This is a genomic window from Streptomyces katrae, assembly GCF_000717655.1.
Taxonomy (GTDB): Bacteria; Actinomycetota; Actinomycetes; order Streptomycetales; family Streptomycetaceae; genus Streptomyces; species Streptomyces katrae_B.
Window position 1 is genome coordinate 300,149 of record NZ_JNZY01000001.1, and the last position, 25,140, is coordinate 325,288.

29 protein-coding genes and 1 pseudogene are annotated in these 25,140 nt (G+C 72.0%); 18 read left to right on the top strand and 12 right to left on the bottom strand.

Annotated features, from left to right (window positions below; translation table 11 throughout):
* The first annotated feature begins 75 nt into the window (after positions 1-75).
* Positions 76-402 carry a ferredoxin gene (gene fdxA, locus IF09_RS0101430; protein ID WP_030291119.1) on the top strand — a complete coding sequence of 109 codons (327 nt, stop codon included), beginning with the start codon at positions 76-78 and terminating at the stop codon, positions 400-402.
* A gap of 122 nt (positions 403-524) precedes the next feature.
* Complete coding sequence (gene dapC / locus IF09_RS0101435) at positions 525-1,619, top strand: succinyldiaminopimelate transaminase (protein ID WP_030291121.1); 1,095 nt, start codon at positions 525-527, stop codon at positions 1,617-1,619.
* An 88-nt stretch (positions 1,620-1,707) separates the two neighbouring features.
* Here dapC and IF09_RS0101440 read toward each other — a convergent pair whose 3' ends face one another.
* Entirely contained in the window at positions 1,708-2,103 is a 396-nt protein-coding gene (locus tag IF09_RS0101440; RefSeq protein ID WP_030291124.1) for a hypothetical protein, read from the bottom strand.
* A 239-nt stretch (positions 2,104-2,342) separates the two neighbouring features.
* Complete coding sequence (locus tag IF09_RS0101445) at positions 2,343-3,299, bottom strand: hypothetical protein (RefSeq protein WP_030291126.1); 957 nt, start codon at positions 3,297-3,299, stop codon at positions 2,343-2,345.
* Between the two features lie 86 nt (positions 3,300-3,385).
* Here IF09_RS0101445 and dapE point away from each other — a divergent pair, with 86 nt between their 5' ends.
* Positions 3,386-4,465: a succinyl-diaminopimelate desuccinylase gene (gene dapE / locus IF09_RS0101450; protein ID WP_030291128.1), complete on the top strand. Its 1,080-nt coding sequence runs from the start codon at positions 3,386-3,388 to the stop codon at positions 4,463-4,465.
* 64 nt (positions 4,466-4,529) lie between these two features.
* Complete coding sequence (locus IF09_RS0101455; RefSeq protein WP_030291130.1) at positions 4,530-5,288, top strand: TIGR00730 family Rossman fold protein; 759 nt, start codon at positions 4,530-4,532, stop codon at positions 5,286-5,288.
* Between the two features lie 69 nt (positions 5,289-5,357).
* Here the strand turns inward: IF09_RS0101455 and folP are convergent, their stop codons facing one another.
* Positions 5,358-6,218, bottom strand: coding sequence for a dihydropteroate synthase (gene folP, locus IF09_RS0101460; protein WP_030291132.1), 861 nt, complete (start codon positions 6,216-6,218; stop codon positions 5,358-5,360).
* A gap of 82 nt (positions 6,219-6,300) precedes the next feature.
* Between folP and IF09_RS0101465 the strand changes: the two genes are divergently transcribed.
* Both IF09_RS0101465 and IF09_RS0101470 read left to right on the top strand, forming a co-directional pair.
* Complete coding sequence (locus IF09_RS0101465) at positions 6,301-6,648, top strand: DivIVA domain-containing protein (protein WP_030291133.1); 348 nt, start codon at positions 6,301-6,303, stop codon at positions 6,646-6,648.
* Entirely contained in the window at positions 6,645-7,220 is a 576-nt protein-coding gene (locus tag IF09_RS0101470; protein WP_030291134.1) for a DNA-3-methyladenine glycosylase I, read from the top strand. Before IF09_RS0101465 ends, IF09_RS0101470 begins: the two co-directional genes overlap by 4 nt.
* 32 nt (positions 7,221-7,252) lie before the next feature.
* Here the strand turns inward: IF09_RS0101470 and IF09_RS0101480 are convergent, their stop codons facing one another.
* Positions 7,253-8,056 (bottom strand): enoyl-CoA hydratase/isomerase family protein, encoded by an 804-nt coding sequence (locus IF09_RS0101480; protein ID WP_030291136.1) that lies wholly within the window; start codon positions 8,054-8,056, stop codon positions 7,253-7,255.
* Between the two features lie 333 nt (positions 8,057-8,389).
* On the opposite strand from IF09_RS0101480, the gene IF09_RS42505 reads away from it, so the two are divergent.
* Entirely contained in the window at positions 8,390-8,557 is a 168-nt protein-coding gene (locus tag IF09_RS42505; protein WP_003966491.1) for a DUF3117 domain-containing protein, read from the top strand.
* Positions 8,558-8,980: 423 nt separating this feature from the next.
* Positions 8,981-9,343 carry a phosphatase PAP2 family protein gene (locus tag IF09_RS46705; RefSeq protein WP_234320850.1) on the top strand — a complete coding sequence of 121 codons (363 nt, stop codon included), beginning with the start codon at positions 8,981-8,983 and terminating at the stop codon, positions 9,341-9,343.
* A gap of 26 nt (positions 9,344-9,369) precedes the next feature.
* Here the strand turns inward: IF09_RS46705 and IF09_RS0101495 are convergent, their stop codons facing one another.
* On the bottom strand, positions 9,370-10,032 hold the full coding sequence (locus IF09_RS0101495) for an O-methyltransferase (RefSeq protein ID WP_030291138.1): 663 nt from the start codon (positions 10,030-10,032) through the stop codon (positions 9,370-9,372).
* Between the two features lie 217 nt (positions 10,033-10,249).
* Here IF09_RS0101495 and sigE point away from each other — a divergent pair, with 217 nt between their 5' ends.
* From sigE to IF09_RS0101520, 5 genes and pseudogenes are all read left to right on the top strand, one after another.
* Complete coding sequence (sigE, locus tag IF09_RS0101500) at positions 10,250-11,029, top strand: RNA polymerase sigma factor SigE (protein ID WP_199920381.1); 780 nt, start codon at positions 10,250-10,252, stop codon at positions 11,027-11,029.
* A pseudogene (locus IF09_RS39820) lies at positions 11,026-11,484 on the top strand (zf-HC2 domain-containing protein); the annotation flags it as partial. The gene sigE and the pseudogene IF09_RS39820, both read left to right, overlap by 4 nt.
* A 335-nt stretch (positions 11,485-11,819) precedes the next feature.
* A complete protein-coding gene (locus IF09_RS0101510; protein WP_030291144.1) occupies positions 11,820-13,148 on the top strand; it encodes a trypsin-like peptidase domain-containing protein in 1,329 nt (442 codons plus the stop codon).
* 106 nt (positions 13,149-13,254) lie between these two features.
* Complete coding sequence (locus IF09_RS0101515; protein WP_030291146.1) at positions 13,255-13,698, top strand: sec-independent translocase; 444 nt, start codon at positions 13,255-13,257, stop codon at positions 13,696-13,698.
* A 165-nt stretch (positions 13,699-13,863) separates the two neighbouring features.
* Complete coding sequence (locus IF09_RS0101520) at positions 13,864-14,628, top strand: hypothetical protein (protein ID WP_030291148.1); 765 nt, start codon at positions 13,864-13,866, stop codon at positions 14,626-14,628.
* A gap of 58 nt (positions 14,629-14,686) precedes the next feature.
* Here IF09_RS0101520 and IF09_RS0101525 read toward each other — a convergent pair whose 3' ends face one another.
* The 3 genes from IF09_RS0101525 to IF09_RS0101535 form a co-directional block, all read right to left on the bottom strand.
* Entirely contained in the window at positions 14,687-15,802 is a 1,116-nt protein-coding gene (locus tag IF09_RS0101525; RefSeq protein WP_030291150.1) for an Mrp/NBP35 family ATP-binding protein, read from the bottom strand.
* A gap of 87 nt (positions 15,803-15,889) precedes the next feature.
* Positions 15,890-16,453, bottom strand: coding sequence for a DUF1003 domain-containing protein (locus tag IF09_RS0101530; RefSeq protein ID WP_030291152.1), 564 nt, complete (start codon positions 16,451-16,453; stop codon positions 15,890-15,892).
* 121 nt (positions 16,454-16,574) lie between these two features.
* Positions 16,575-17,846, bottom strand: coding sequence for a magnesium transporter MgtE N-terminal domain-containing protein (locus IF09_RS0101535; RefSeq protein ID WP_030291154.1), 1,272 nt, complete (start codon positions 17,844-17,846; stop codon positions 16,575-16,577).
* A 216-nt stretch (positions 17,847-18,062) separates the two neighbouring features.
* Between IF09_RS0101535 and IF09_RS0101540 the strand changes: the two genes are divergently transcribed.
* On the top strand, positions 18,063-18,851 hold the full coding sequence (locus IF09_RS0101540; protein ID WP_234320852.1) for a hypothetical protein: 789 nt from the start codon (positions 18,063-18,065) through the stop codon (positions 18,849-18,851).
* A gap of 37 nt (positions 18,852-18,888) precedes the next feature.
* Here IF09_RS0101540 and IF09_RS0101545 read toward each other — a convergent pair whose 3' ends face one another.
* The gene (locus IF09_RS0101545) at positions 18,889-19,401 is read right to left on the bottom strand and encodes a hypothetical protein (RefSeq protein WP_030291156.1); all 513 of its coding nucleotides are present in this window, start codon (positions 19,399-19,401) and stop codon (positions 18,889-18,891) included.
* Positions 19,402-19,456: 55 nt separating this feature from the next.
* Positions 19,457-20,572: a magnesium and cobalt transport protein CorA gene (locus tag IF09_RS0101550; protein WP_030291158.1), complete on the bottom strand. Its 1,116-nt coding sequence runs from the start codon at positions 20,570-20,572 to the stop codon at positions 19,457-19,459.
* A 377-nt stretch (positions 20,573-20,949) separates the two neighbouring features.
* Between IF09_RS0101550 and IF09_RS0101555 the strand changes: the two genes are divergently transcribed.
* The 4 genes from IF09_RS0101555 (at position 20,950) to IF09_RS0101570 (ending at position 23,889) form a co-directional block, all read left to right on the top strand.
* Complete coding sequence (locus IF09_RS0101555) at positions 20,950-21,534, top strand: suppressor of fused domain protein (protein WP_030291161.1); 585 nt, start codon at positions 20,950-20,952, stop codon at positions 21,532-21,534.
* A 61-nt stretch (positions 21,535-21,595) separates the two neighbouring features.
* Positions 21,596-22,237 (top strand): DUF6758 family protein, encoded by a 642-nt coding sequence (locus tag IF09_RS0101560; RefSeq protein ID WP_037633637.1) that lies wholly within the window; start codon positions 21,596-21,598, stop codon positions 22,235-22,237.
* Between the two features lie 118 nt (positions 22,238-22,355).
* A complete protein-coding gene (locus IF09_RS0101565) occupies positions 22,356-23,222 on the top strand; it encodes a PHP domain-containing protein (protein ID WP_030291164.1) in 867 nt (288 codons plus the stop codon).
* A 61-nt stretch (positions 23,223-23,283) separates the two neighbouring features.
* Positions 23,284-23,889, top strand: a complete 606-nt coding sequence (locus tag IF09_RS0101570) for a MarC family protein (protein ID WP_030291168.1) — start codon at positions 23,284-23,286, stop codon at positions 23,887-23,889.
* 81 nt (positions 23,890-23,970) lie between these two features.
* On the opposite strand, the gene IF09_RS46205 is transcribed toward IF09_RS0101570, so the two are convergent.
* Positions 23,971-24,123: a hypothetical protein gene (locus IF09_RS46205; RefSeq protein WP_166663124.1), complete on the bottom strand. Its 153-nt coding sequence runs from the start codon at positions 24,121-24,123 to the stop codon at positions 23,971-23,973.
* A 96-nt stretch (positions 24,124-24,219) separates the two neighbouring features.
* A complete protein-coding gene (locus IF09_RS0101580) occupies positions 24,220-25,077 on the bottom strand; it encodes an alpha/beta fold hydrolase (RefSeq protein ID WP_030291170.1) in 858 nt (285 codons plus the stop codon).
* Positions 25,078-25,140: the final 63 nt, after the last annotated feature.

The window sequence follows — 25,140 nt, forward strand, 5'->3', positions numbered from 1 at the left end:
AGATACTAGGCGTGGGCATCGACGACGCCGCGCTCCCGCGCGATATGGAAAGCCCTACCGAGGAGGAACGAGAGCGTGACCTACGTCATCGCGGAGCCTTGTGTCGACGTCAAGGACAAGGCATGCATCGAAGAGTGCCCCGTCGACTGCATCTACGAGGGCCAGCGGTCCTTGTACATCCACCCGGACGAGTGCGTCGACTGTGGTGCGTGTGAGCCGGTCTGCCCGGTCGAGGCCATCTTCTACGAGGACGACACTCCGGAAGAGTGGAAGGACTACTACAAGGCGAACGTCGAGTTCTTCGACGAGCTCGGTTCGCCCGGTGGTGCCTCCAAGCTGGGCCTGATCGAGCGCGATCACCCCTTCATCGCCGCACTGCCGCCCATGGGCGAAGGCCACTGACGGCCACTGCCCCACACGGCAGAACGCGTGCTCCGGTCCCGTACGGCCCCCGTGCCGCGCGGGACCGAGTCGTTTGGCCGTACGTCCAGCACGTCCAGCACCAGTAGAGAGCAGAGAACACCGTGGCCGCAGTATCCGCACGTCTTCCCGCCTTCCCCTGGGACAAGCTGGAGCCGTACAAGAAGACGGCGGCGGCCCACCCGGACGGCATCGTCGACCTGTCCGTCGGCACGCCCGTGGACCCGGTCCCGCGGCTGATCCAGGACGCCCTCGTCGCGGCCGCGGACTCCCCGGGCTACCCCACGGTGTGGGGCACCGTCGCGCTGCGCGACGCGATCACCGGCTGGCTGCAGGGCCGCCTCGGCGCGAGTGCCGCCGGGCACCGCAACGTCCTGCCGGTCGTCGGCTCCAAGGAGCTGGTGGCCTGGCTGCCGACCCAGCTGGGCCTGGGCGCCGGCGACAAGGTCGCCTACCCGCGGCTCGCGTACCCCACGTACGAGGTCGGGGCGCGGCTGTGCGGCGCCGAAGCCGTGGTCTACGACGACCCTGCGGACCTCGACCCGGCCGGCGTGAAGCTGCTGTGGCTCAACTCCCCGTCCAACCCCACCGGGAAGGTCATCCCGAAGGAAGACCTGATCCGGATCGTGGCCTGGGCGCGCGAGCACGGGATCCTGCTCTTCAGCGACGAGTGCTACCTGGAGCTCGGCTGGGAGGCCGAGCCCGTCTCCGTCCTGCACGACGACGTCTGCGGCGGCTCGTACGAGGGCATCGTCGCCGTCCACTCCCTCTCCAAGCGCTCCAACCTGGCGGGCTACCGGGCGGCGTTCATCGCCGGTGACGCCGACGTGCTCGGCGAACTGCTGGAGATCCGCAAGCACGGCGGCATGATGACCCCGGCCCCGGTGCAGGCGGCCACGGTCGCCGCGCTCGGCGACGACGCGCACGTCGAGGAGCAGCGCGTGCGCTACGCCGCGCGGCGCGAGGCGCTGCGGGCGGCCCTGGTGGCGCACGGCTTCCGGGTCGAGCACAGCGAGGCCAGCCTGTACCTGTGGGTGACCCGGGACGAGCCCTGCTGGGAGACGGTCGCCCACCTCGCCGAGCTGGGCATCCTGGCCGCGCCGGGCGACTTCTACGGCGAGGCGGGAGCGCAGTTCGTCCGCGTCGCCTTCACGGCCACGGACGAGCGCGTCGAGGCGGCGGTCAAGCGCCTCGCCTGATCCGGCGCCGGGTCCGTCCGCACCCTGCACAGGCCGAGGGGCCGGGAGTTCGTGCTCCCGGCCCCTCGGCGTTCGTGCTTGCGGCGGATCAGCCGCCCAGGGGGAGGCCGCCCAGCGGCAGCCCCTGGGTGGGAACCGCGCTGGTGAGGTCGCCGGCGGGCACGGCGTCGGTCGGCAGGTTCCCGGTCGGCAGCCCCTTGGCCGGGAGCCCGCCGAGCAGGGTGCCCGCGGTGTCGGTGACCTGGGCGGGGGCGCCGGGTACGGCCTTGGCGGCGGTGTCCGTCGCGGTGGTGGCAGCGGCCTCACCGGCGCCGACCACGTCGCCCGCGGTGGCTTCGGCGTCCGGGCTGGTGAGGGCGCCCAGCTGCGGCACGGACTCCAGGCCCGCGGCGCTGGCCGCGCCGGCCGCACCGACCACGGGAGCTGCCCCGGCTGCGAGCAGCAGCGCGGTACGGGCGATCCGGCGGGTCAGGGGGAGGGACATGATGCTCCTAAGCGGTAGCGGCTGAGTACGCCGTGTACAACCGCTCGGGGGGCGGGTGGAGTTGCGGAGCCACCGGGTAAAGGATCAGTAACGCATCGTTTAATCGGCTTCCGGGAAAAGCCCATTGAATGGGCGCCGACCAGGGCTTCCGTCCTCCCGGGGGTGGATCGGGCCGCCCGTCGGGTCACCCCCGTGCGGGGGACGTCTCGTACGCGCGACCGCACCGCGCGACGGGCGTGTCAGCGGGCCACGAAGATCCGTACCTCGTCGTGCTCGGCACCGTAGGGATCGCCGGAGCGCGACTTGCCGCCCTTCCCGCCCTTCTGCTGCCACTTGCCCTTGGCCGCGCCCGCCACCCAGCCGTTCGGGCCGTACGAAACGCGCACGATGCCCATGCCCCGCGAGTTGGCCACCGCCCAGCCCGCCATCGCCTTGCTGCCGCGCGCCGCGGACGCGCCGCCGTCCTGCTTCTCGACGAAGGTCACCTCGGCCTCCTTGACCTCCTGGCCCGCGACCGGCGTCCGGCGGGGCTGCGCGGGGGCGGAGTGCAGCTTGTCCTTTGCGAAGATCCGGGTGAGCTCCGTGCGCACCTTCTCCGGGTCGCCCGGTGCGGTGGGCGCGGGCCCGCCGCACGTCAGCTCGCCGTCGCCGGCGAAGGCGGCCGTCAGGACGGTCGCGTCCGGCTCGTGCTTCGCGTACGCCTGGGGGAAGCCGCTGAGCTGCACCTGCTGCGCGGCCTCCGTCAGCGGGAGCCGCGAGTACCCCTTCACCGCGACGAGGCGCTCGTAGAAGATCCCGGCCGAGTACACCGGATCCATGATCTGCTGCTCGGTGCCCCAGCCCATCGAGGGCCGCTGCTGGAACAGGCCCAGCGAATCCCGGTCGCCGTGGGGCAGGTTCCGCAGCCCGGACTCCTGCATCGCGGTCGCCAGCGCGATGGTCACGGCCCGGTCCGGCAGGCCCTTGGCCACGCCGACCGCGGCTATCGTCGCCGCGTTGCCCGCCTGCTCGGGGGTCATGTCGACGAGGGCCGGACTCGTCCGCATGGCGGCCGTGCAGTGCGGGGCGCCGCCACCGCCGTTCGTGGAGTCGTACTGCACGGCGAAATAGCCGATCAGCGCGAGCAGCACGAACGCACCGGCGAGTTTGAGCAGCGGCCGGCGGCGGCGAGGGCGGGGGTGATCGCTCTTGGACACGCCGCCCACCGTACTTGAGCCATGTGACGCGTCCACCGGCCGGACGTGGGACGTTCGTCGCAGCCCGGGGCGTTAGGGTCAGAGCCATGTCCGAATCCGAGCTCGACCTCACCCTGGACGCCGCCGAGCTGACCGCCCGGCTCGTCGACATCCCGTCCGTGAGCGGCGACGAAAAGGTCCTCGCCGACCTGGTGGAACACGCTCTGCGGGCCCTGCCGCACCTCACGGTCGACCGGTACGGCAACAACGTCGTGGCCCGTACGAACCTCGGCAGGGCCGAGCGCGTCGTGCTCGCCGGCCACCTCGACACGGTGCCGATCGCCGACAACGTCCCGTCCCGCCTGGACGAGAACGACGTCCTGTGGGGCTGCGGAACCACCGACATGAAGTCCGGCGTCGCCGTACAGCTGCGCATCGCCGCGACCGTGCCCGAGCCCAACCGGGACCTCACCTTCGTCTTCTACGACCAGGAGGAGGTCGCCGCCGACCTCAACGGCCTGGGCAAGGTCGCCGGGGCCCACCCCGACTGGCTGACCGGCGACTTCGCGGTCCTGCTGGAGCCGTCGAACGCCGAGGTCGAGGGCGGCTGCCAGGGCACCCTGCGCGTCCTGCTCCGCACCTCCGGCGAGCGCGCCCACTCCGCGCGCAGCTGGATGGGCTCCAACGCCATCCACGCGGCGAGCCCGATTCTCGCCAAACTCGCGGCGTACGAGCCCCGCAAGCCCGTCATCGACGGCCTCGAGTACCACGAGGGCCTCAACGCGGTCCGCATCGAGGGCGGCGTCGCCAACAACGTCATCCCGGACGCGTGCACGGTGACCGTGAACTTCCGCTTCGCCCCCGACCGCAGCATGGACGACGCGATCGCCCACGTCCGGGAGGTCTTCGAGGACTGCGGCGTCGAAGAGTTCGTGATCGACGACTTCTCGGGCGGCGCCCTCCCCGGCCTCTCCCACCCCGCGGCGGCGGCCTTCATGGAGGCGGTCGGCGGGCGCGCCATGCCGAAGTTCGGCTGGACGGACGTGTCCCGCTTCAGCGCCCTCGGCGTCCCGGCGGTGAACTACGGCCCTGGCGACGCCCTGCTGGCCCACAAGGTGGACGAGCGCGTGGAGACGAAGGCGATCCTGCACTGCGAAGAACGACTCCGCGCCTGGCTGACCTCCTGAATTCCGCTTCTCGTCACCTTTGTGCGCCTACCCTGATCCAACGATCAGCAGGAGGGAGCACATCATGGGCAACCCCGATGGCAACGCTCGTCGTCGGCCCGAGGAGCAGCAGCTCGGGCCGGTGCTGCGCAGGCGGAGCCAGGTGCAGGCGGGCAGTACGACGGACCAGCGGCTGCTGGATTCGGCCGGGCCTTCCGAGTGGGTGCACACCGATCCCTGGCGGGTCCTGCGCATCCAGTCGGAGTTCATCGAGGGCTTCGGCACGCTGGCGGAGCTGCCGCCGGCGATCAGCGTGTTCGGCTCGGCCCGTACGCCCGCCGGCTCGCCGGAGTACGAGGCCGGCGTGCAGATCGGCAGCGCGCTCGTCGAGGCGGGCTTCGCGGTGATCACGGGCGGCGGCCCGGGCGCGATGGAAGCGGCCAACAAGGGCGCCCGGGAGGCCAACGGCATCTCCGTGGGCCTGGGCATCGAGCTGCCCTTCGAGCAGGGGCTCAACCAGCACGTGGACCTCGGGCTGAACTTCCGGTACTTCTTCGTCCGCAAGACGATGTTCGTGAAGTACAGCCAGGGCTTCGTGGTCCTGCCGGGCGGACTCGGCACGCTGGACGAGCTGTTCGAGGCGCTGACCCTCGTCCAGACCCAGAAGATCACCCGGTTCCCGATCGTGCTGTTCGGGTCGGAGTACTGGTCCGGCCTGATCGACTGGCTCAAGAACACGGTGATCGCGCAGGGCAAGGCCTCGGAGCGCGACCTCTACCTGTTCCACGTCACGGACGACGTGGACGAGGCGATCGCGCTCGTCACCAAGGAAGTCGGCAAGTAGCCGCGCCGCCACGCGAGCCCCCGGCGGGCGACCGCCGGGGGCGCCGCTTCACTTCGGTACTGCTGCGGCTCAGGCCAGTCCGCGGCGCGCCACCGCGGGCGGCCGGTGGCCCTGGATCGAGCGGACCATGTCCAGGACCTGCCTGGTCTCCGCGACCTCGTGGACGCGGTAGACCTGGGCGCCCAGCCAGGCGGAGACGGCCGTGGTGGCCAGGGTGCCCAGCAGGCGCTCCTTGACCGGCTTGTCGAGGGTCTCGCCGACGAAGTCCTTGTTGGACAGCGAGACCAGCACCGGCCAGCCCGTGTCCGTCATCTCGCCCAGGCGGCGGGTGGCCTCCAGCGAGTGGCGGGTGTTCTTCCCGAAGTCGTGGCCCGGGTCGATCATGATCGCGTCCCGGCGGACGCCGAGTGCGGCGGCCCGTTCGGCGAGGCCCACCGTGACGCGCAGGATGTCCGCCACCACGTCGTCGTACGTGGTCCGGTGCGGCCGGGTACGCGGCTCGACCCCGCCCGCGTGGGTGCAGACCAGGCCGACGCCGTGCCGGGCGGCGACCTCCGCCAGCTTCGGGTCCACGCCGCCCCAGGCGTCGTTCAGGAGGTCGGCCCCGGCTTCGCAGACCGCCTCGCCGACCTCGTGCCGCCAGGTGTCGACGCTGATCACCACGTCCGGGTGGCGGCGCCGTACCTCCGCCACGAAGCCGACCGTGCGCCGGGCCTCCTCGGCCGCGTCCACGTGCTCGCCCGGGCCCGCCTTGACCCCGCCGATGTCGATGATCGCGGCGCCCTCGGCGACCGCCTGCTCGACCCGGTCCAGCGCGGGCTCGTCGCGGAACGTCGCGCCCTGGTCGTAGAAGGAGTCCGGAGTCCGGTTCACGATGGCCATGATCACCGGCTCGTGGGTGTCGAACTCGCGCCTGCCCAGTCGCAGCATCCCGTTCTTTCCTCCTCCGGCGGCCCTCGCGCCTCGCTGCGACCTTAACCTGGTGGCCGGTGGCCCGATGTCTCTCAGGGAGTTGCTCGTGTTCTGGTTCTTGCTGATCGCGCTGGTCGTGGTCGTCGCCGCGGTCACCCTGGCCGTGGTGGGCGGTGGTTCCGAGGCCGTGCTGCCGGACGCGGAGCCGGACCGGGTGGCCGACGCGCTGCCGGAGAGCCGCCCGGTCGTACGGGCCGACATCGACGCACTGCGGCTGCCGGTCGCCCCGCGGGGGTACCGCATGGCCGAGGTGGACGACGTACTGGAGCGGCTCGCGGCGGAGCTCGCCGAGCGGGACGCGCGGATCGCGGAGCTCACGGCCGCGGCCGCGCACAGCCGCGCGCAGGCGCAGGCCGGCGCGGTCGACCTGCACAAGGAGGAGCAGTGACGGCCGTCGCGGGTCCGGACGGGGACCTGCGCTGCCCCTGGGCGCTGGCCACCGAGGACTACATCGCGTACCACGACACGGAGTGGGGCCGAGCGGTGCACGGGGACGACGCCCTGTACGAGCGGCTGTGCCTGGAGGCCTTCCAGTCCGGGCTGTCCTGGCTGACGATCCTGCGGCGGCGGGAGGGCTTCCGCAAGGCCTTCGCGGGGTTCGTGATCGCCGAGGTCGCGGAATTCGGCCCGGCCGACGCGGAGCGGCTGCTCGCCGACGAGGGGATCATCCGCAACCGGGCCAAGATCGATGCCACGCTCGCCAACGCGAAGGTCCTGGCGGGGTGGGAGCCGGGCGAGCTGGACGCCCTGATCTGGTCGCACGCGCCGGAGCCGGGCCGCCCGGCCCCCGCGACGATCTCGGAGGTCCCGGCGGTGACGCCCGAGTCCACGGCCCTGTCCAAGGCCCTGAAGAAGGCCGGGATCCGCTTCGTCGGCCCCACGACGGCCTACGCCCTGATGCAGGCCTGCGGGCTGGTCAACGACCACCTGGCCGCCTGCGCCGCCCGTACCCCCGCCTGAGGCGGGGACGGCGGGGGCAGGCGGGCCGGGGCTCAGCGGCCCAGGTACTTCGGCGGCTGCTTGGCGAGGAAGGCCTCGACGGCGATGGAGTGGTCCTCGGAGGCGCCCGCGCGGGCCTGCAGGGTGTCCTCGTGGGACAGGGCCTCCGCCAGCGAGTGGCCGGCGCCGTAGGCCAGGGACTCCTTCAGGGCCGCGTAGGCCACCGTCGGGCCGGCCGCCAGCGTGCGGGCCACCGCCTCGGCCTCGGCGTGCAGGGAGTCCGAGGGGACCAGGCGGTTCACGATGCCGAGCTCGTACGCCTCCTGCGCCTTCACGGAGCGGGGGAAGAGCAGCAGGTCGGAGGCCCGGGAGGCGCCGATCAGGCGGGGGAGGGTCCAGGAGACGCCCGAGTCCGCGGTGAGCGCCACCCCCGCGAAGGAGGTGTTGAAGGAGGCCGTGTCGGCGACGACCCGGAAGTCCGCCGCGAGCGCGAAGCCGAAGCCCGCTCCCGCCGCGACGCCGTTGACGCCCGCCACCACCGGCTTGGGCATCTCGGTCAGGGCGCGCACGATCGGGTTGTAGTGGTCCGCGACCGTGCTCATCGTCAGCGAGGACCCGTTCTTGCGGTCCGCCGCCAGGTTCCCGATGTGTTCCTTGAGGTCCTGGCCGACGCAGAACGCCCGGTTGCCGGCCGCGGTCAGCAGCACCGCCCGGACGGCCGTGTCCGCGGCCGCCGCCTGGACCGCGTCGCGGAGCGCCACCTTGGCCTCGGTGTTCATCGCGTTCATGGCGTCGGGACGGTTGATCGTGATCTTTGCGAGTCCGTCGGTCACTTCGTAGAGCACGCTGTCGGCCATGGCAGGGGGTCCCCCTTCGTCGCGGGCTTGGCTACCGGCCGGTACCGGCCGGTGCAAGGGCCAGCATGGCGGACCGGACCGTCCCGGGGCATGTGATGTGCGTCAAAGAAAGCGGAGGGCACACGCCGGGTGCGGCGGCGAAGTATCGCAGGCACGTCCCCGAAATGAGTGGTTTTGGCCGAGCGCGTTGCGCAAGCGTTCCCTGCCGATGTTGGTCATCGGGTCCTGACATGCGGGATAATGGCCAGGAAGCAATGTGTTCGATGCCGGGTTCCAGGCGCCTGAATGGGGCCGTCGGCTGACGATGAGCTGGTTTCAGGAAGGGGAACGAGCATGGCGGCCATGAAGCCGCGGACGGGCGACGGCCCGCTCGAGGTCACCAAGGAGGGGCGGGGCATCGTCATGCGCGTACCGCTCGAGGGCGGCGGTCGGCTTGTCGTCGAGCTGACTCCGGACGAGGCGGACGCCCTGGGTGACGCCCTGAAGAAGGTCGTCGGCTGATCCGCTGACAGCACTGCCACCTTCTGCTTTTTCTGCATACTCTGCGCTGCCCCGACCGCGATGAGCGGCCGGGGCAGCGTTGTGTCGTGTCCGGGGACGGGTCTGCGGGGGGCCTCGACTCCAGGGGCCTCGTCCCGCACCGAACCCTGCGCCCCGCGGAGCCCGTCGTGACCTTCTCCCCGCCCGCGCCGCCGGCCTTCGCCGACTGCACTCCCCGCCAGAAGGCCGCCCGCGTCGTCTCCGACGGACTGGCGCCGGCGAACATGGTCGTCGCCCTGCTGCTGCTCATCGGATGGCACAGCACTGCGTCGTGGACCGGTCTCGGCTGGGGCCTGCTCGCCGCCCTGTTCTGCGGCGTCGTCCCGATCGGGATCATCGCCTCCGGCGTCCGGCGGGGGGGCGCTGACCGACCAGCACATCCGGGTGCGCGGGCAGCGGGTCGTCCCGATGGCCCTGAGCCTCGTCTCCGTGGTCGCCGGGGTCACGCTGCTGCGCTTCCTCGGCGCGCCGGGCGAGGTGTTCGCGCTCGTCGTCGCGATGCTCGTGGGCCTCGTGTCGTCCCTGCTGGTGACGATCGGCTGGCAGATATCGATCCACATGTCGGTGGCCGGCGGCGCCGCGATGATCCTGCTGCTCGTCTTCGGCCCGCGGGTGCTCCCGGCGGCCCTGATCGCCGCGGCCGTCGCCTGGTCCCGGCTGGTGCTGCGGGCGCACACCCCGGCGCAACTCCTCGCCGGCACGGCGCTGGGCGGTGCGTCGGCGCTCACCTTCCTGCTCCTGAGCTGAGCCGGTCCCGCCGAGTCGCGAGGGCCTCAGCGCCGGACCGCGCAGAGCAGGCCGTCGCCCACCGGGAGCAGGGCCGCCTCCAGTGCCGGGCTCTCCCGGACGCTGCGCAGCAGCTCCCGTACGCGCATCACCTCGACCTGCTGGGCCGCCGAGTCGACGGTGCGGCCGTCGGAGAAGACCCCCTCGAAGCACACCAGCCCGCCGGGGCGCAGCAGGCGCAACGATTCGGCGAGGTAGTCGAGGGACTCGGACGGGTCCCCGTCGCAGAAGACGAGGTCGTACCCGCCGTCGGCGAGCCGGGGGAGCACGTCGAGTGCGCGGCCGGGGATGAACCGGGCGCGGTTGCCCGCGAATCCGGCGGCGCGGAAGGCCTGACGGGCGAAGGCCTGCCGGTCGGCCTCGGGATCCACGGTGGTCAGCACCCCGTCGGGGCGCATGCCGTGGAGGAGGTGGATGCCGGAGACGCCGGTGCCGGTGCCGATCTCGGCGACCGCCTTGGCGTCCGCGGTGGCGGCGAGCAGGCGCAGCGCGGCCCCGGTGCCCGGGGAGACGGAGCGCAGGCCCGCTTCCCTGGCCCGGTCGCGGGCCCACCGCAGAGCGTCGTCCTCGGCGACAAACGCGTCGGCGAACGCCCAGCTCGTCTGCCGGTTGCCGGTAATGACCCTCTCCTGTCCCCATAGTTGGCGCAACGGTGACTGTATCCGTTGACGTCGGGAACCCGCAGATGGGACCGGGCGTTGAAGAAAACGGCGGCGGAAACACCCAGCGAGGCAAAAGGGGGCGTAAGGGCGGGGCGCAGCCGGGATAGATGGGGACGGCACCGGGCAGATCGACGGCCCGGCGTGTCGAAGGCACGTGCAAAGTTAATGCAAAAATGCTTATCCGGAGCTGACGGGAGGGGTGGCTATGGTAGGGACTCCACTGGACACCACCAGAGCCGATAGGGGAGGTGCGGCTGCGCCTGTGGATCGTGGAGGCGTATTCAGACGCCTCCTCTGGTCGGCGGGTGAGCCGAAATCCGTGACCAACATTGCTGACCGCTTCCACGTTGCCGCGACCGCAACCACCGCGACCTTTGCCGCCGATGCGGGCACCCAGGCGTGGACCCCTCCCTCATGGGAGGAGATCGTCAGCACACACAGTGCACGGGTCTACCGCCTTGCCTACCGTCTGACGGGTAACCAGCACGACGCCGAGGACCTGACGCAGGAGGTCTTCGTCCGCGTCTTCCGCTCGCTGTCCACGTACACGCCGGGCACGTTCGAGGGCTGGCTGCACCGGATCACCACCAACCTGTTCCTGGACATGGTCCGCCGCAAGCAGCGGATCCGCTTCGACGCCCTCGGCGACGACGCGGCCGAGCGGCTGCCGAGCCGTGAGCCGTCCCCGCAGCAGGTCCTCCACGACACCCACTTCGACGCGGACGTGCAGCAGGCGCTGGACACCCTTGCGCCCGAGTTCCGCGCGGCCGTGGTGCTGTGCGACATCGAGGGCCTCTCGTACGAGGAGATCGCCGCCACGCTGGGAGTGAAGCTCGGCACCGTGCGCAGCCGTATCCACCGGGGCCGTTCGCATCTGCGCAAGGCGCTCAAGCACCGGTCTCCCGAGGCCCGTGCCGAGCAGCGGGCGCTGGCGGGAGTGGCGGTGGGCGCGCCGGGCGCCGGGGGAGAGGGCGGAGCCGAGTGAGCGGAGTCAGTCCGTCTCCTGCCGAACAGCACCTGGGCGACCGTCTCGCCGCGCTGGTCGACGGGGAGCTGAGCCATGACGCGCGCGAGCGGGTCCTGGCGCATCTGGCCACGTGTGCCAAGTGCAAGGCCGAGGCCGATGCGCAGCGCCGTGTGAAGAGTCTTTTCGTGGAGAGCGCGCCGCCGCCGCTGTCGGCCGGACTGCTGGCCCGGTTGCAGGGGCTGCCGGGCGACGGTCCCGACGGGCCGTCCGGTCCGCCGGGTCCGCAGAGTCCGCCGGGGGCGGAGCTCTTCGGGTACGTGCCGCCGACCGCACCGCAGCAGGGCTTCCGCATCCACGAGGTGGGGCGGCCGCGCCGCCGCTTCGCGTTCGTGGCGGCCGGGGCGGTCTCGCTGGCCGCGATCGCGCTGGGCGGTTCGCTGCCGGTCGACACCCTCGAGCCGAACGTGCGCGGCGAGGCCCCGGCGACGCGGCCCGGTCCCGCGGTGTCGGTGGCCGATGCGGTGGTCCGGGACCGGGCGCCGAGCCCCGGGTTCGTCGCCGGCCCGCGTCCCACCGGCCCGCTGCCACCGGTCCACCCCTCGATCTCCGCCTCGCCCCGCCCGGTCTCCCTGACCCGCTGACGCCTTAGGGGGTGTCGTCGAAGCCCCTCCCCCAGCTACCGCTGGGAGGCACCCCAGGCCGGCGGGGTCCGGGAAGCGGGGGTGTGGCCCCCGAGGGGCCGGGGACCTGGTTGAATCTGCGGCAGATGCGCCGCCCGGCGGTGCTACAGGTACCCCGGGGAGTGCCCATGGCCGACCAGCAGCAGTCCGACACGGCTCCGTCGTGGTGGAGCCGCCCAGCCGGCCCCGACGCAGCGGCCGGGGCGGAGCCCGGGCCGGCGGCGGAACCGGGCGCAGGCTCCGATCCGGCGGACGGGCCCGCGCCCCAGGCGACGGTGCCGGGGCCGCGGTACGACCCGTGGGGCGAGCGGCCGCTCCAGGTCGCCGACCAGGGGAAAGCGCCCGGCGGGCGCGGCATCCGGCTCCGGCATGCCGTCGCCCTCAGCCTCGGCACGGCCCTCCTCGCCGGCGGCATCGGCGGCTGGCTCGGCGTCCTGGCCGAACGGCAGACCAGCACCCGCCTCGAACTCCCGCAGGCCGCCGTGGAGAGCAAGGGCCGGGCCCCCGACAGCGTCGCCGGGATCGCCGCCACCGCGCTGCCCGGCGTCGTGACCCTGCACGTCCGCGGCACCGGCGGCAGCGGTACCGGAACCGGGTTCGTGCTCGACCCGCAGGGCCACATCCTCACCAACAACCACGTCGTCTCCGACGCCAAGGACATAACGGTCACCTTCAGCACCGGCGAGAGCGTCGCCGCCGAACTGGTCGGCCGGGACAGCGGCTACGACCTGGCCGTCGTGAAGGTCGAAGGCGTACGGGGCCTGCAGCCGCTCTCCCTCGGGAACTCCGAGAACGTGCAGGTCGGCGACCCGGTGGTGGCCATCGGCGCGCCCTTCGACCTCTCCAACACCGTCACCGCCGGCATCATCAGCGCCACCGGCCGGCCCATCACCGCGGGCGGCGACAAGGGCGACGGCAGCGACATCAGCTACGTCGACGCCCTCCAGACCGACGCCCCCATCAACCCCGGCAACTCCGGCGGCCCCCTCCTCGACGCCAAGGCCCGCGTGATCGGCATCAACAGTGCGATCCGCGGGGCCGACGCAGGCGGAGACGGCGAGGAGCGCGCGAAGCAGAGCGGCAGCATCGGGCTCGGCTTCGCCATCCCGGTCAACCAGGGCAAGCGCGTCGCCGAGGAGCTCATCCGCACCGGCCGCGCCACCCACCCCGTCATCGGCGTCACCCTCGACATGGAGTACACCGGCGACGGGGCCCGCGTCGCCACCAAGGGCGAGGGCGGCAAGCCGGCCGTCACCGCCGACGGCCCGGGTGCCCGCGCAGGGATCCAGGGCGGCGACGTGATCACCAAGGTGGACGGCGTCCGCGTGCACGGCGGCGACGAGCTCGTCATCAAGATCCGGGCCCACCGCCCGGGTGATCCGCTCACCCTGACGGTGCTGCGCGACGGCCGGGAGCGCACCCTGGAACTCGTCCTCGGTTCGGCGAACGGATCATGACCATACGGAGAATCCCAGGCCGATGGCGCACCGATGTAGGGGCCCGTCGGCAACGCCGGGTACCGTGTGTCGTGGCCCGAAGTGAAGAGAGCCGAGGAGCGGCAAGGTGTTCAACGACATAGGCGCACTCGAGCTGGTCACGATCGTGGTGCTCGCCATCCTCGTCTTCGGCCCGGACAAACTGCCGAAGGTGATCCAGGACGTCACCGGGGTCATCCGGAAGATCCGCGCGTTCTCCGACAGTGCGAAGCAGGACATCCGCTCCGAACTCGGTCCCGAGTTCAAGGACTTCGAGTTCGAGGACCTGAACCCGAAGACGTTCATCCGCAAGCAGCTGAGCGAGAACGAGGACCTCAAGGAGATCCGCAGCACCTTCGATCTCCGCAAGGAGCTGAACGACGTCACGGACGCCGTCAACAGCAGGGAGCCGGCCGCCCCGGCCGCCGCCGGCACCTCCGCCGCGCCCGCCGCCACCGGCCCGGACCTGCTGAAGAAGCCCGCCGCCCCGGCCGCCGAACAGCGCACCCCCTACGACGCCGACGCCACCTAGGGAGTGTCCGACAAGACACCCCCTGATTCGAGCCTTCCCCGGTGATCCGGGGTCCGGTGGCTATCCTCCATGAGTCCGGACCCAGGACGCCCCAGGGTGGGGGTCCCCCCGACGAGATGTGGGGGAGGGCGCGTTCCGGACCCCACGGAACGAGAGGCCGCATCGATGGAGACGACGAGCAGTAGCCGGGTAGGGGTGCAGCCCGCCGAGGCGCCCGCTCCCGCCGCCGCACCAGCAGAACCGGCGGAACCAGCCGCCGCACCGGCAGAGCCGGCGGCTGCATCACCGCAGCCCGCCGCCGCGCAGCCCCAGGAGGCCGCCGCGCCCGTCTCCACGGGCCGCCGGACGGCCGAGGGGTACCTGCGGGCCGATTTTCCCTGGTACGGGCTGGACGGAGCCTTCACCGGCCCCCGCTGGCTCATGCAGGTGGGCACCGGCGCGGACGGCAGCGTCGAGCACGGTTCCACCGGCCACGGCGACGAGCCCTCCGCGCGCGGGGAGCTCGCCACCGGCGAGAAGGAGCGCTTCGCGGTGGTCGTCACCGTCGCGAGCAACCCGCTGCGCCGCAGCAGCGACGGCACCGGAGTCCTGGAGGCCACCTCGGTCTCCTCGGCGGCCTGGCTGGCCGGCTCCGGACTGCTGGCGTACAGCTGGCCCGGCCAGATGGACCACACCCTGCGCGACGACTGGCTCGACCAGCAGACCGAGGCCGCGTGGGAGCTCGCCGACGACCTCGACGGCGCGGACTGGTCGACGCTCTCGCTCCCGGTCGACGGGGAGCCGACGCCGTTCCACTACCGCGAGTCGGAGTTCGGCTGGGTGCTCGCCGGTTCCACGCCGGGTGGCGTGCACCTGGGCGCGTACGGGCGGGGGATGAGCGCGTACGGGCTCGGCTTCTCGGTGATCGGCGACATCGCGTCGTACGAGTAGCCCGGGTACGGGAAAGGGCACCGCGGCCGGCGGTGCCCTTCACGTCGTACGGTGCGGGTCAGAACTTGTTGCGCGGGGTGATGCCCAGGGACATGCCGGCCAGGCCGCGGGCGCGGCCGCCCAGCTTGCCCGCGATCGAGCGCAGCGCCGCACCGGCCGGGGAGTCCGGGTCGGACAGGACGACCGGCTTGCCCTCGTCGCCGCCCTCGCGCAGCCGTACGTCGATCGGGATGGAGCCGAGCACCGGGACCGTCGCGCCGACCGTCTTGGTGAGGCCGTCGGCGACCTTCTGGCCACCGCCCGAGCCGAACACGTCGACCATCTCGTCGCAGTGCGGGCACGGCAGCCCGGACATGTTCTCGACCACGCCGACGATCTTCTGGTGCGTCTGCACGGCGATCGAGCCGGCCCGCTCCGCGACCTCGGCCGCAGCCTGCTGCGGGGTGGTCACGACCAGGATCTCCGCGTTCGGCACCAGCTGCGCCACGGAGATCGCGATGTCACCCGTACCCGGCGGCAGATCCAGCAGCAGCACGTCCAGGTCGCCCCAGAACACGTCCGCCAGGAACTGCTGGAGGGCCCGGTGCAGCATCGGACCGCGCCACACGACCGGCGCGTTGCCCGGGGTGAACATGCCGATGGAGATGACCTTCACGCCGTTCGCGGACGGCGGCATGATCATGTTCTCGACCTGGGTCGGGCGGCCGTCCACACCGAGCATGCGCGGCACGCTGTGGCCGTAGATGTCCGCATCCACGACGCCGACCTTCAGGCCGTCCGCGGCCATCGCCGCGGCCAGGTTCACCGTCACGGACGACTTGCCCACGCCGCCCTTGCCGGACGCGACCGCGTAGACGCGGGTCAGCGAGCCCGGCTTGGCGAACGGGACCTCGCGCTCGGCGGTCCCGCCGCGCAGCGTGGCCGCCAGCTCCTTGCGCTGCTCGTCGCTCATCACGTCCAGCGTGACGGCGACCGACGTGACGCCCGCGACCCGCTCGACGGCCTCGGTGACGTTCTTGGTGATCGTCTCGCGCATGGGACAGCCCGACACCGTCAGGTAGACCGTGACGGCGACGTCGCCGCCGTCGCCGATCTCCACCGATTTGACCATGCCGAGCTCGGTGATCGGCCGGTGGATCTCGGGGTCGTTCACCGTCGCCAGCGCGTCGAGGATCGCATCCTGCTCAGGCACGGCGGCGGAGCTTGTGTCGGTAGCCATGCCCCGATGGTACGGCTCGGTAGCCTGCCTCAGGAAAGGCCGCTAGCGGTCGCCTTCGTCACTCTCGAGCGGGAATAGCCGCCGCTCGTCCATCTCCTTGATCAGGTCCTGGAACTCCGACCGGATCCAGTCGCGGGTCGCGACCTCGCCCAGACCCATCCGCAGCGCGGCGATCTCCCGGGTCAGGTACTCGGTGTCGGCGATGGAGCGCTCGTTCTGCTTGCGGTCCTGCTCCAGGTTCACCCGGTCCCGGTCGTCCTGCCGGTTCTGCGCGAGCAGGATCAGCGGGGCGGCGTACGAGGCCTGCAGCGACAGCATCAGCGTCAGGAAGATGAACGGGTACTGGTCGAAGCGCAGGTGGTCCGGCGCGAAGATGTTCCACAGCACCCACAGGATGATGACCAGCGTCATCCAGACGATGAACCGGCCCGTGCCGAGGAACCGCGCCACCCGCTCCGACAGCCGCCCGAACGCCTCCGGGTCGTAGACCGGCAGCAGCCTGCGCCGGTCCGTCCGGGGCTGGTCCAACCGCCCCCGGGGCGACCGGGTCAGCGCGGTCGACCCGGTCGCGGAAGCGGCCGTCCTGGCCCGCAACCGCTCGGCCAACTCCTCCTCGCGGCCCGTGAGCCCCTGCTCGCGCGCGTGCTCGCGGGCGTGCTCGCGCGCCAGCTCGCGCCGCACGCGGATCTGCTCGCGGCGGCGTTCGCGCGCCGGCTCACCCCGTCGCTCACCGGGCACCCGGGACCTCCTCGGCGTGGTAGTCCGTCTCCCGCCAGTCGTCCGGCAGCAGGTGGTCCAGTACGTCGTCCACGGTCACCGCGCCCAGCAGCGAACCGCTCTCGTCGACGACCGGTACCGCCACCATGTTGTAGGCGGCGAGATAGCTCGTCACCTGGGGCAGCGAGGCGTCCGGACGCAGCGGCGGCAGGCCCGCGTCCACGATCGAGCTCACCAGCGTGAACGGAGGGTCCCGCAACAGCCGCTGGAAGTGCACCGTGCCCAGGTACTTGCCCGTCGGCGTCTCGTCCGGCGGCCGGCACACGTAGACCTGTGCGGCCAGCGCCGGCGACAGGTCCGCCTGCCGTACGCGGGCCAGCGCGTCCGCGACCGTCGCGTCGGGGCGCAGCACGATCGGCTCGGTGGTCATCAGGCCGCCCGCGGTGTTCTCCTCGTACGACAGCAGACGGCGCACGTCGGCCGCGTCGTCCGGCTGCATCAGCGTCAGCAGCCGCTCCTTGTCGTCCTCCGGGAGCTCCGAGAGCAGGTCGGCCGCGTCGTCCGGGTCCATCGCCTCCAGGACGTCGGCGGCGCGCTCCTCCTTCAGCTTGCCGAGGATCTCCACCTGCTCGTCCTCGGGCAGCTCCTCCATGACGTCCGCGAGACGGTCGTCGTCGAGGGCGTTGGCCACCTCGGCGCGCCGCTTCGGCGTCAGGTGGTGCAGGACGTTCGCCACATCGGCCGGGCGCATCTGCTCGAAGGTGGCCACCAGGCTTTCGGCGCCCTGGCCCTCTTCCTCCAGCGAGAAACCGGTCACCGCCGACCACTCCACGGTCAGGGTCTCGCCGCGCCGGCGCAGCGCGCCGCCCTTGCCCTTGCGTACGAAGATCTTGTCGATCTCCCAGTCGCGGCGGGCCGGCAGCTGCTGGATGGCCACGTCGAGGACGGTGACCTCCTCGCCGGTGGTGCCCAGCTTCACGCGGCGGTCCAGCAGTTCGCCGAGGACCAGCCGCTCGGTGGGCCGCTGCTCGAAGCGCCGCATGTTGACGACGCCGGTGGTGATGACCTGACCCGACTCCACGCCCGTCACCCGGGTCATCGGGAGGAAGATCCGGCGCCGGCTGACCACCTCGACCACCAGGCCCAGCAGCCGCGGCGGACGGCCTCCGACGCGCAGCATCGCGACGAGGTCGCGGACGCGGCCGACCTGGTCGCCGTTGGGGTCGAAAACGGGCACACCCGACAGATGCGAGACGAAGATCCGCGGGGCGCCACCAGCCATGCGAGCGCCTCCTAGAGCGTCGATCCTCAGTCCTGCCGCCCCTCAGGCTAGCCCGTGCCGCGGGAGACCGTCCTGGTGGGGCGGTCCGCCCGTGCGCAGCCTGGGGAGGCGGGCCGGCCGGGCGTGCCCGGGTAGGCCGACCACCCGCCCGGCACGGTCGCTACGGGCGGGTACGCTGCCTGCTGCTCGAAGACGCACGACGAGAGGCACCTGCCCGTGACCGCCTACCTCCCCGCCGCACGGCTGCGCCGGGCGGCCTTCGCCGGTGTCCTGTTCGCGGGCCTGGCCGTCACCGGCGCGGGCTGCGGCGCGGACCCCGACGAGGGCACCAACGGGGTCGGCAAGCTCTCCGCCGACCAGATCGAGGACAAGGCCAAGGCCGCGGCCGGCGCCGCAGACTCGGTCCACCTGTCCGGCACGCTCGTCAGCGGCGGCAAGTCCTTCACGCTCGACATGCGGCTGGGGAAGGACGGCGGCTCCGGTGAGGTGAAGTCGCAGGAGGACACCTTCCAGGTGCTGCGGGTCGGGGAGCAGCTCTACCTCAAGGCGAGTGCCGCCTTCTGGGGCAAGTCCGACTCGGCCGGCAAGCTCGGCGACAAGTACGTGAAGGTGCCCGAGAGCGACCCCACGTACAAGCAGTTCCGCGGGTTCACCGACATGCACGTCCTGCTCGACGGGCTGCTCGGACTCGACGGCAAGCTCGCCAAGGGCGACTACACCAAGGTCGGGCCCACCCGAGCGGTCCTGGTCACGGCGGACAAGGGCAAGGGCGGCAAGCTGTCGGTCTCCCTGGAGGGGACCCCGTACCCGCTGCGCCTGGAGCGGGCCGGCGGGGCCGGCCGGGTCGACCTCGCCGAGTGGGGCAAGGCGTTCCCGCTGGAGGCACCCGCGCAGGACCAGACGGTCGACTACGGGTCCCAGATGCCGACGACCAAGGATCAGGGCGGGGCGCCCGCCCCGGCCCCGAGCAAGGCCTCCGGCCAGGGGTCGAACCCGACGAAGTAGCCGAGCGCCCGGAAGGCCCCAAGAAATAGGACCGTCCCTAGCGGGCCGCCTTCTTCCGCTTGAGCAGCAGCTTCGGCAGGGCGGCCGGGATGGGGCGGCGGGTGACCGCCGGCGAGCCCAGCGGGGCCGCGGCAAGCGATCCGCCCGGGAGGTCGGTGCTCGCCGTCACCGGCTCGAGCCGCAGCAGCCGGCACTCGCGCGCCCACCGCTCGGTCATCTCCTCCGAGTCGGGCGCGTTCAGCCGCTTCCCCTTGAGCTCGGCGACGGCGGCCTGCCACTCCTCGCCGCGGGGCGCGAGCTCCCGTACGGTCGCGGTCCAGGCCACGAGCCGGCCGCCCTTGTCCTTGCTGCGTACGGTCACCTCGGCGGCCGCGCCGTCCGCGAGACCCGGGAACGGCTGCTCACCGGGGCCGTCGCCCAGCACGTGGGCCGCGCCGTCCACCCAGGCGTGCCACAGGGCCCGGTCGGCCCCGGAGCCGCGGACCCAGATCAGGCCGGACTTCTTGGTGGCCTCCTCGACGAGGGCCAGGTCGAGCGTGCTGAGAGTCATGCGCACCAGAGTAGGGGGTGCCCCCGGAGCCGACGGCGAAGCCTCAAGGCACCCTCTAAAGCCAGCCGTGGCGGCGCAGGGCGCGGTGGATGGTGAAGCAGATGCCGACGATCGTCGCCATCACCATCGGATAGCCGTAGCGCCACTGGAGCTCCGGCATGTGCTCGAAGTTCATCCCGTAGACCCCGCAGATCATCGTCGGGACGGCGATGATCGCCGCCCAGGAGGTGATCTTGCGCATGTCCTCGTTCTGGGCGACCGTCGCCTGGGCCAGGTTGGCCTGGAGGATCGAGTTCAGCAGCTCGTCGAAGCCGACGACCTGCTCGTGCACCCGCGCCAGGTGGTCGGCGACGTCGCGGAAGTACTTCTGGATGGCCGGGTCCACCAGCCGCATCGGGCGCTCGCTCAGCAGCTCCATCGGCCGCAGCAGCGGGGCGACGGCCCGCTTGAACTCCAGTACCTCGCGCTTGAGCTGGTAGATGCGACCCGCGTCGCCGCCGCGCGCACCGCCCTTTGCGGGTGCGGCGAAGACCGCGCTCTCCACCTCGTCGATGTCGTCCTGGACGGCCGCCGCGACCGCGATGTACCCGTCGACGACGTGGTCGGCGATGGAGTGCAGGACCGAGGAAGGGCCCACGGCCAGCAGCCCGGGGTCGTCCTGGAGCCGGTGGCGCAGCCCCTTGAGGGAGCCCTGGCCGCCGTGCCGGACCGTGATGACGAAGTCCGGGCCGGTGAAGCACATCACCTCGCCGGTCTCCACCACCTCGCTGGTGGCGGTCAGTTCGGCGTGCTCCACGTAGTGGATGGTCTTGAAGACGGTGAAGAGCGTGTCGTCGTAGCGCTCCAGCTTCGGCCGCTGGTGCGCGTGCACCGCGTCCTCCACGGCGAGCGGGTGCAGCCCGAACGTGGCGGCGATCCCCGCGAACTCCGCCTCGGTCGGCTCGTGCAGGCCGATCCACGCGAAGCCACCGCCCTCGCGCACCCGGGCCATGGCCTCACGCGGCGTCAGACGGGCCGATCCCAGGGCGCGTCGGCCGTCGCGGTACACGGCGCAGTCGACGACCGCACTGCTCGCGGACGGGTCGCGGGTGGTGTCGTAGCCGGGCTGGGCCGGGGTGGACCTGCGCAGGGCCGGACGTACGGCGGCACGCAGGTAGGGCAGCATCGACATGGCAGGCTCCTTCGCACGCACGGCTGCGGACCGTACGGGTGGGAGGCCTTCCGCCGCCGCCGGCGGGCAGGGCCGGGCAGACGGAAGGAACAGGACGGGAGGACAAAGTTCTGCCGTCGCTCTTCGACTGATCAGATGATCAAACGGGCTGGAACGTGCCCGTACCGGGAGTGGAAGAGCGGTTGGTACTGCACGATCGACTTCGATCCATTGCAGCCCCACCTCCTCCGGCCGGTCCCCCGTGGAGGACGTCCTGTCGTCGGACGCCCCGAAACAACTCCTCAGGAGTGTGGCCCCGACCAGCGGTCAACATTATCAGCCGACGGATGGTCAAGACCCGCCCTTTACCCGCCTCATACGAGTTCTATGCTCGCTTCATGGCAGAAATTCTGGCTCTCGTCGAAGCCCGGCTCCGCAGCGCACTCGGCGAACCCGACGCCCGCGCCGCCGTCACCTTCCTCGGCACCGACCGCATCGAAGTACTCCGCTTCGCCGAGGGCGACCTCGTGCGGTACGCGACCCTCGGCATGTCCGCGCACCCGATGGCCGACCCGACCGCCGTGGTCGCCGACCCGCTGCGCGGACCGCGCGCCGAGCTCGTGCTGACCGTACGGGCGGGCCTGGCGCCCACCGACAAGCTGCTGCGGCCCCTGGCGGTGCTGGGCGCCTCGCCGCAGGTGGAGGGGCTGGTCGTGGCCCCCGGCGCCTCGCTCGACGTCGGCGGCCCGCTGTGGGACGGGGCGCCCTTCACCTCCGTACTCGTCGCGGAGCCGGGCGGACTGGTCGAAGACCTGGAACTCGACGCGCCCATGGACCCGGTGCACTTCCTCCCCCTCCTGCCGATGACGGCGAACGAGGCCGCGTGGAAGCGCGTGCACGGCGCGGCGGCGCTGCAGGAACGCTGGCTGTCGCACGGCACGGATCTGCGGGATCCTCTTCGTACCGCCGTGGCGCTGGACTGAGACATCCGGACGGGTGATCGTGTCTTGACGGGGCGCCGGGCGGGGAGGAGCGTGGCTTCTTATGAGGGGCGAACCAAGTTGCCCGAAGTGCGGTGGCCGGGTCAGGGCGCCCGGGCTTTTCTCCGACTCGTGGCAGTGTGCGGTGCATGGCACGGTGCACCCCCTGCAGCCCGTCATCCCACCCAGCGTCGAGGGCCTGGGCGTCGTGGTGAACCGGGCGGAGGTGCCGGTGTGGATGCCGTGGCCGCTGCCGGTGGGGTGGCTGTTCACCGGGGTGGCGGCGGCCGGTGACGACCGCAGCGGGGGCCGCGCGACGGCGGTGGCCTGCTCGGGTCCCGGACCGCTCGGCGGGATCGGGGAGCTGCTGCTGGTCGCCGAGGAGTTGGGGGTCGGCCTCGGCGCGCGCTACGCGGGGATCGACGGGCCCGACCCCGGTACGTACATCGACGTCTCGGCCCCTCCGCACGCCAAGGTCGTCGCGGCGGGCCGCCCGACGCCGCTGTGGCACGTGAAGGGAGCCCCGGAGGACCGGGCCGTGTTCGCCGGCGAGGCGCGCGGGCTGTGGCTGTGGGCCGTGGTCTGGCCGGAGCAGTCGGGCCTGCTGATGTACGACGAACTGGTGCTGACGGACCTGCGGGACGCGGGCGCCGAGGTCGAACTCCTCCCGTGCGGCGCCCTGAGCCCGCGCGTCCTGGGTCCGTAGCCGGACATCCCCAAGGCCCCTGCCGGGGCCGGGCGTCGGGTGGCGTGGCGCCCGCGCGGCAGGCGGGCGGTATCCTGGGGTGTCCCCCCGTACCCGCGAGACCCCTGGAGCCCCGGCCGTGCGCATCGATCTGCACGCCCACTCCACGGCCTCCGACGGGACCGACACCCCCGCCGAGCTGGTCCGCAATGCGGCCGCCGCCGGGCTGGACGTGGTCGCCATCACCGATCACGACACCGTCGGGGGATACGCCGAAGCCCTCGCCGCGGTGCCGCACGGGCTCACCCTCGTCACCGGCATGGAGCTGTCCTGCCGGCTCGACGGCATCGGGATGCACATGCTCGCGTACCTCTTCGACCCCGAGGAGCCCGCACTGGCGCGGGAGCGGGAGCTCGTCCGCGACGACCGCACCCCGCGCGCCCACGCCATGATCGGCAAGCTCCGGGAGCTCGGCGTCGGCGTCACCTGGGAGCAGGTGTCCCGGATCGCCGGCGAAGGCTCCGTCGGGCGGCCGCACATCGCCACCGCGCTCGTCGAGCTGGGCGTCGTACCCACCGTGTCCGACGCGTTCACGCCGGACTGGCTGGCCGACGGCGGCCGCGCGTACGCCGAGAAGCACGAGCTGGACCCGTTCGAGGCCGTCCGCCTCGTCAAGGCGGCCGGCGGGGTCACCGTCTTCGCGCACCCCGCAGCCGTCAAGCGCGGCCGGTGCGTGCCCGAGTCCGCGATAGCCGAGCTCGCGTCCGCAGGCCTGGACGGGATCGAGGTGGACCACATGGACCACGACCCCGACACGCGCGCGCGGCTGCGCGCCCTGGCCGGCAACCTCGGACTCCTCGCGACCGGGTCCAGCGACTACCACGGCAGCCGCAAGACCTGCCGCCTCGGGGAGTACACGACCGACCCCGAGATCTACGGCGAGATCACGCGCCGCGCGACGGGGGCCTTCCCCGTTCCGGGCGCCGGCGGAGCGAACGGCGCGTAACCGCGTCTCGCCGCCCCTTCTTCTTTCTTCGTGACACCCCTCTCTCCTGCAAGGCATCACTGTGTTCGACTTCGCCGTCTTCGGATCCCTATTTCTCACGCTTTTTGTGATTATGGACCCCCCGGGGATCACGCCGATCTTCCTCGCCCTGACCTCCGGCCGCCCCGCCAAGGTGCAGCGCCGCATGGCCTGGCAGGCCGTCTGCGTGGCCTTCGGCGTCATCGCCGTCTTCGGTGTCTGCGGCCAGCAGATCCTGGACTACCTGCACGTCTCCGTCCCCGCGCTGATGATCGCGGGCGGTCTGCTGCTCCTGCTCATCGCGCTCGACCTGCTCACCGGCAAGACCGACGAGCCCAAGCAGACCAAGGACGTGAACGTCGCCCTCGTCCCGCTCGGCATGCCGCTGCTGGCCGGTCCCGGTGCGATCGTGTCCGTCATCCTCGCCGTGCAGAAGGCGGACGGCGTCACCGGCCAGGTCTCGGTCTGGCTGGCGATCATCGCCATGCACGTCGTGCTGTGGCTCACGATGCGCTATTCGCTCGTGATCATCCGGGTCATCAAGGACGGCGGCGTCGTCCTCGTGACACGGCTCGCCGGCATGATGCTCTCCGCGATCGCCGTCCAGCAGATCATCAACGGCGTGCTCCAGGTCGTGCACGGCGCCTGACCGGCGCCCGGCCGGCTCCGCGTACGCGAACGCCCCCGCACCGGATCGGTGCGGGGGCGTCGACGTCTTTGTGCGGAGGTGTCAGGAGGACGCACTCTCGGCCGGTCGGATCAGAATGCGCTGGCCTACGGCGGCCGCCTGCTGCACGATCCGGTTGACGGAGGCCGCGTCCACGACGGTGCTGTCCACGGCGGATCCGTCGACATCGTCCAGGCGCAGAATCTCGAAGCGCATGGGGCTTCTCCCTTCGTCAGTGTTCTCCTTGCACTGTTCCAACGAAGTGTAAGAGGCAAACATTCCCTACGCTAAGGAAATTTTTTCATTCGCTAACTAAACCTGGGGGTGGGCATCCCAGAACGTGGCCAGCGCACCCGCTGTGACCTGTGGGTTCTCCGCATTGGGGGAGTGCTCGGTACCCCGTACGACAACCCGCTCGGCGCCCAGTCGATGTGTCATGTCGTCCATCAGCGGGACCGGCCATGCCGAGTCGACCTCGCCGGACAGCACCAGCTTGGGCAGGTCCACGCCACGCAGTCCGTCCACCCGGTCCGGCTCGGAGACCAGGATCCGGCCCGTGGCGATCAGCTGCTCGGGCACCGTGGCCAGCCACCGCCCGCGCAGGAACTCCGCGAGCTCGGGGGTGTCGGGCACCGCGTCCTCGGGGTCGAACGACCGCATCGCCGTCCAGACGCCCGCCATGTCTTCGCGCATCGCCTCCAGCGCGGCGACCAGCAGCTTCGTGCGCTCCTGCTGCGCCTCCGAGATCGCGGCGGGCCCGCTGCTCATCAGGGTGAGGGAGGCGAAGGGCGCCGCGTCGCGCAGTACGGCGGCCCGCGCGATCAGCCCGCCCAGCGAGTGGCCGACCAGGTGGACCGGACCCCCGCCCAGCGCGGCGGCCTGGGCGAGGACGTCCAGCGCCAGCTCCTCCAGCGCGTACGCCGATTCCTCGCGCGGTCCGGGGCTCTCGTGCTGGCCACGCCCGTCGACCGCGACCACCCGGTACCCGGCGCAGGCCAGCGGCTCGAGGAGGCCGATGAAGTCCTCCTTGCTGCCGGTGAAACCGGGGACCAGCAGGGCGGTGCCGCGGACCGGCTCGCCGGCCTCGTGCACGGCGAACCCGCCGCGGGCGGTGGACAGGACGTGCGCGCGGGCACCGGACGGCAGCGTGAGGCGGGGCGGCTTGCTCATGGCCAGAGGTTACCGGCCCGTAAGGGCCTGTCCAGCCCGGGTACGCCGATGGCCCCGGCCCCC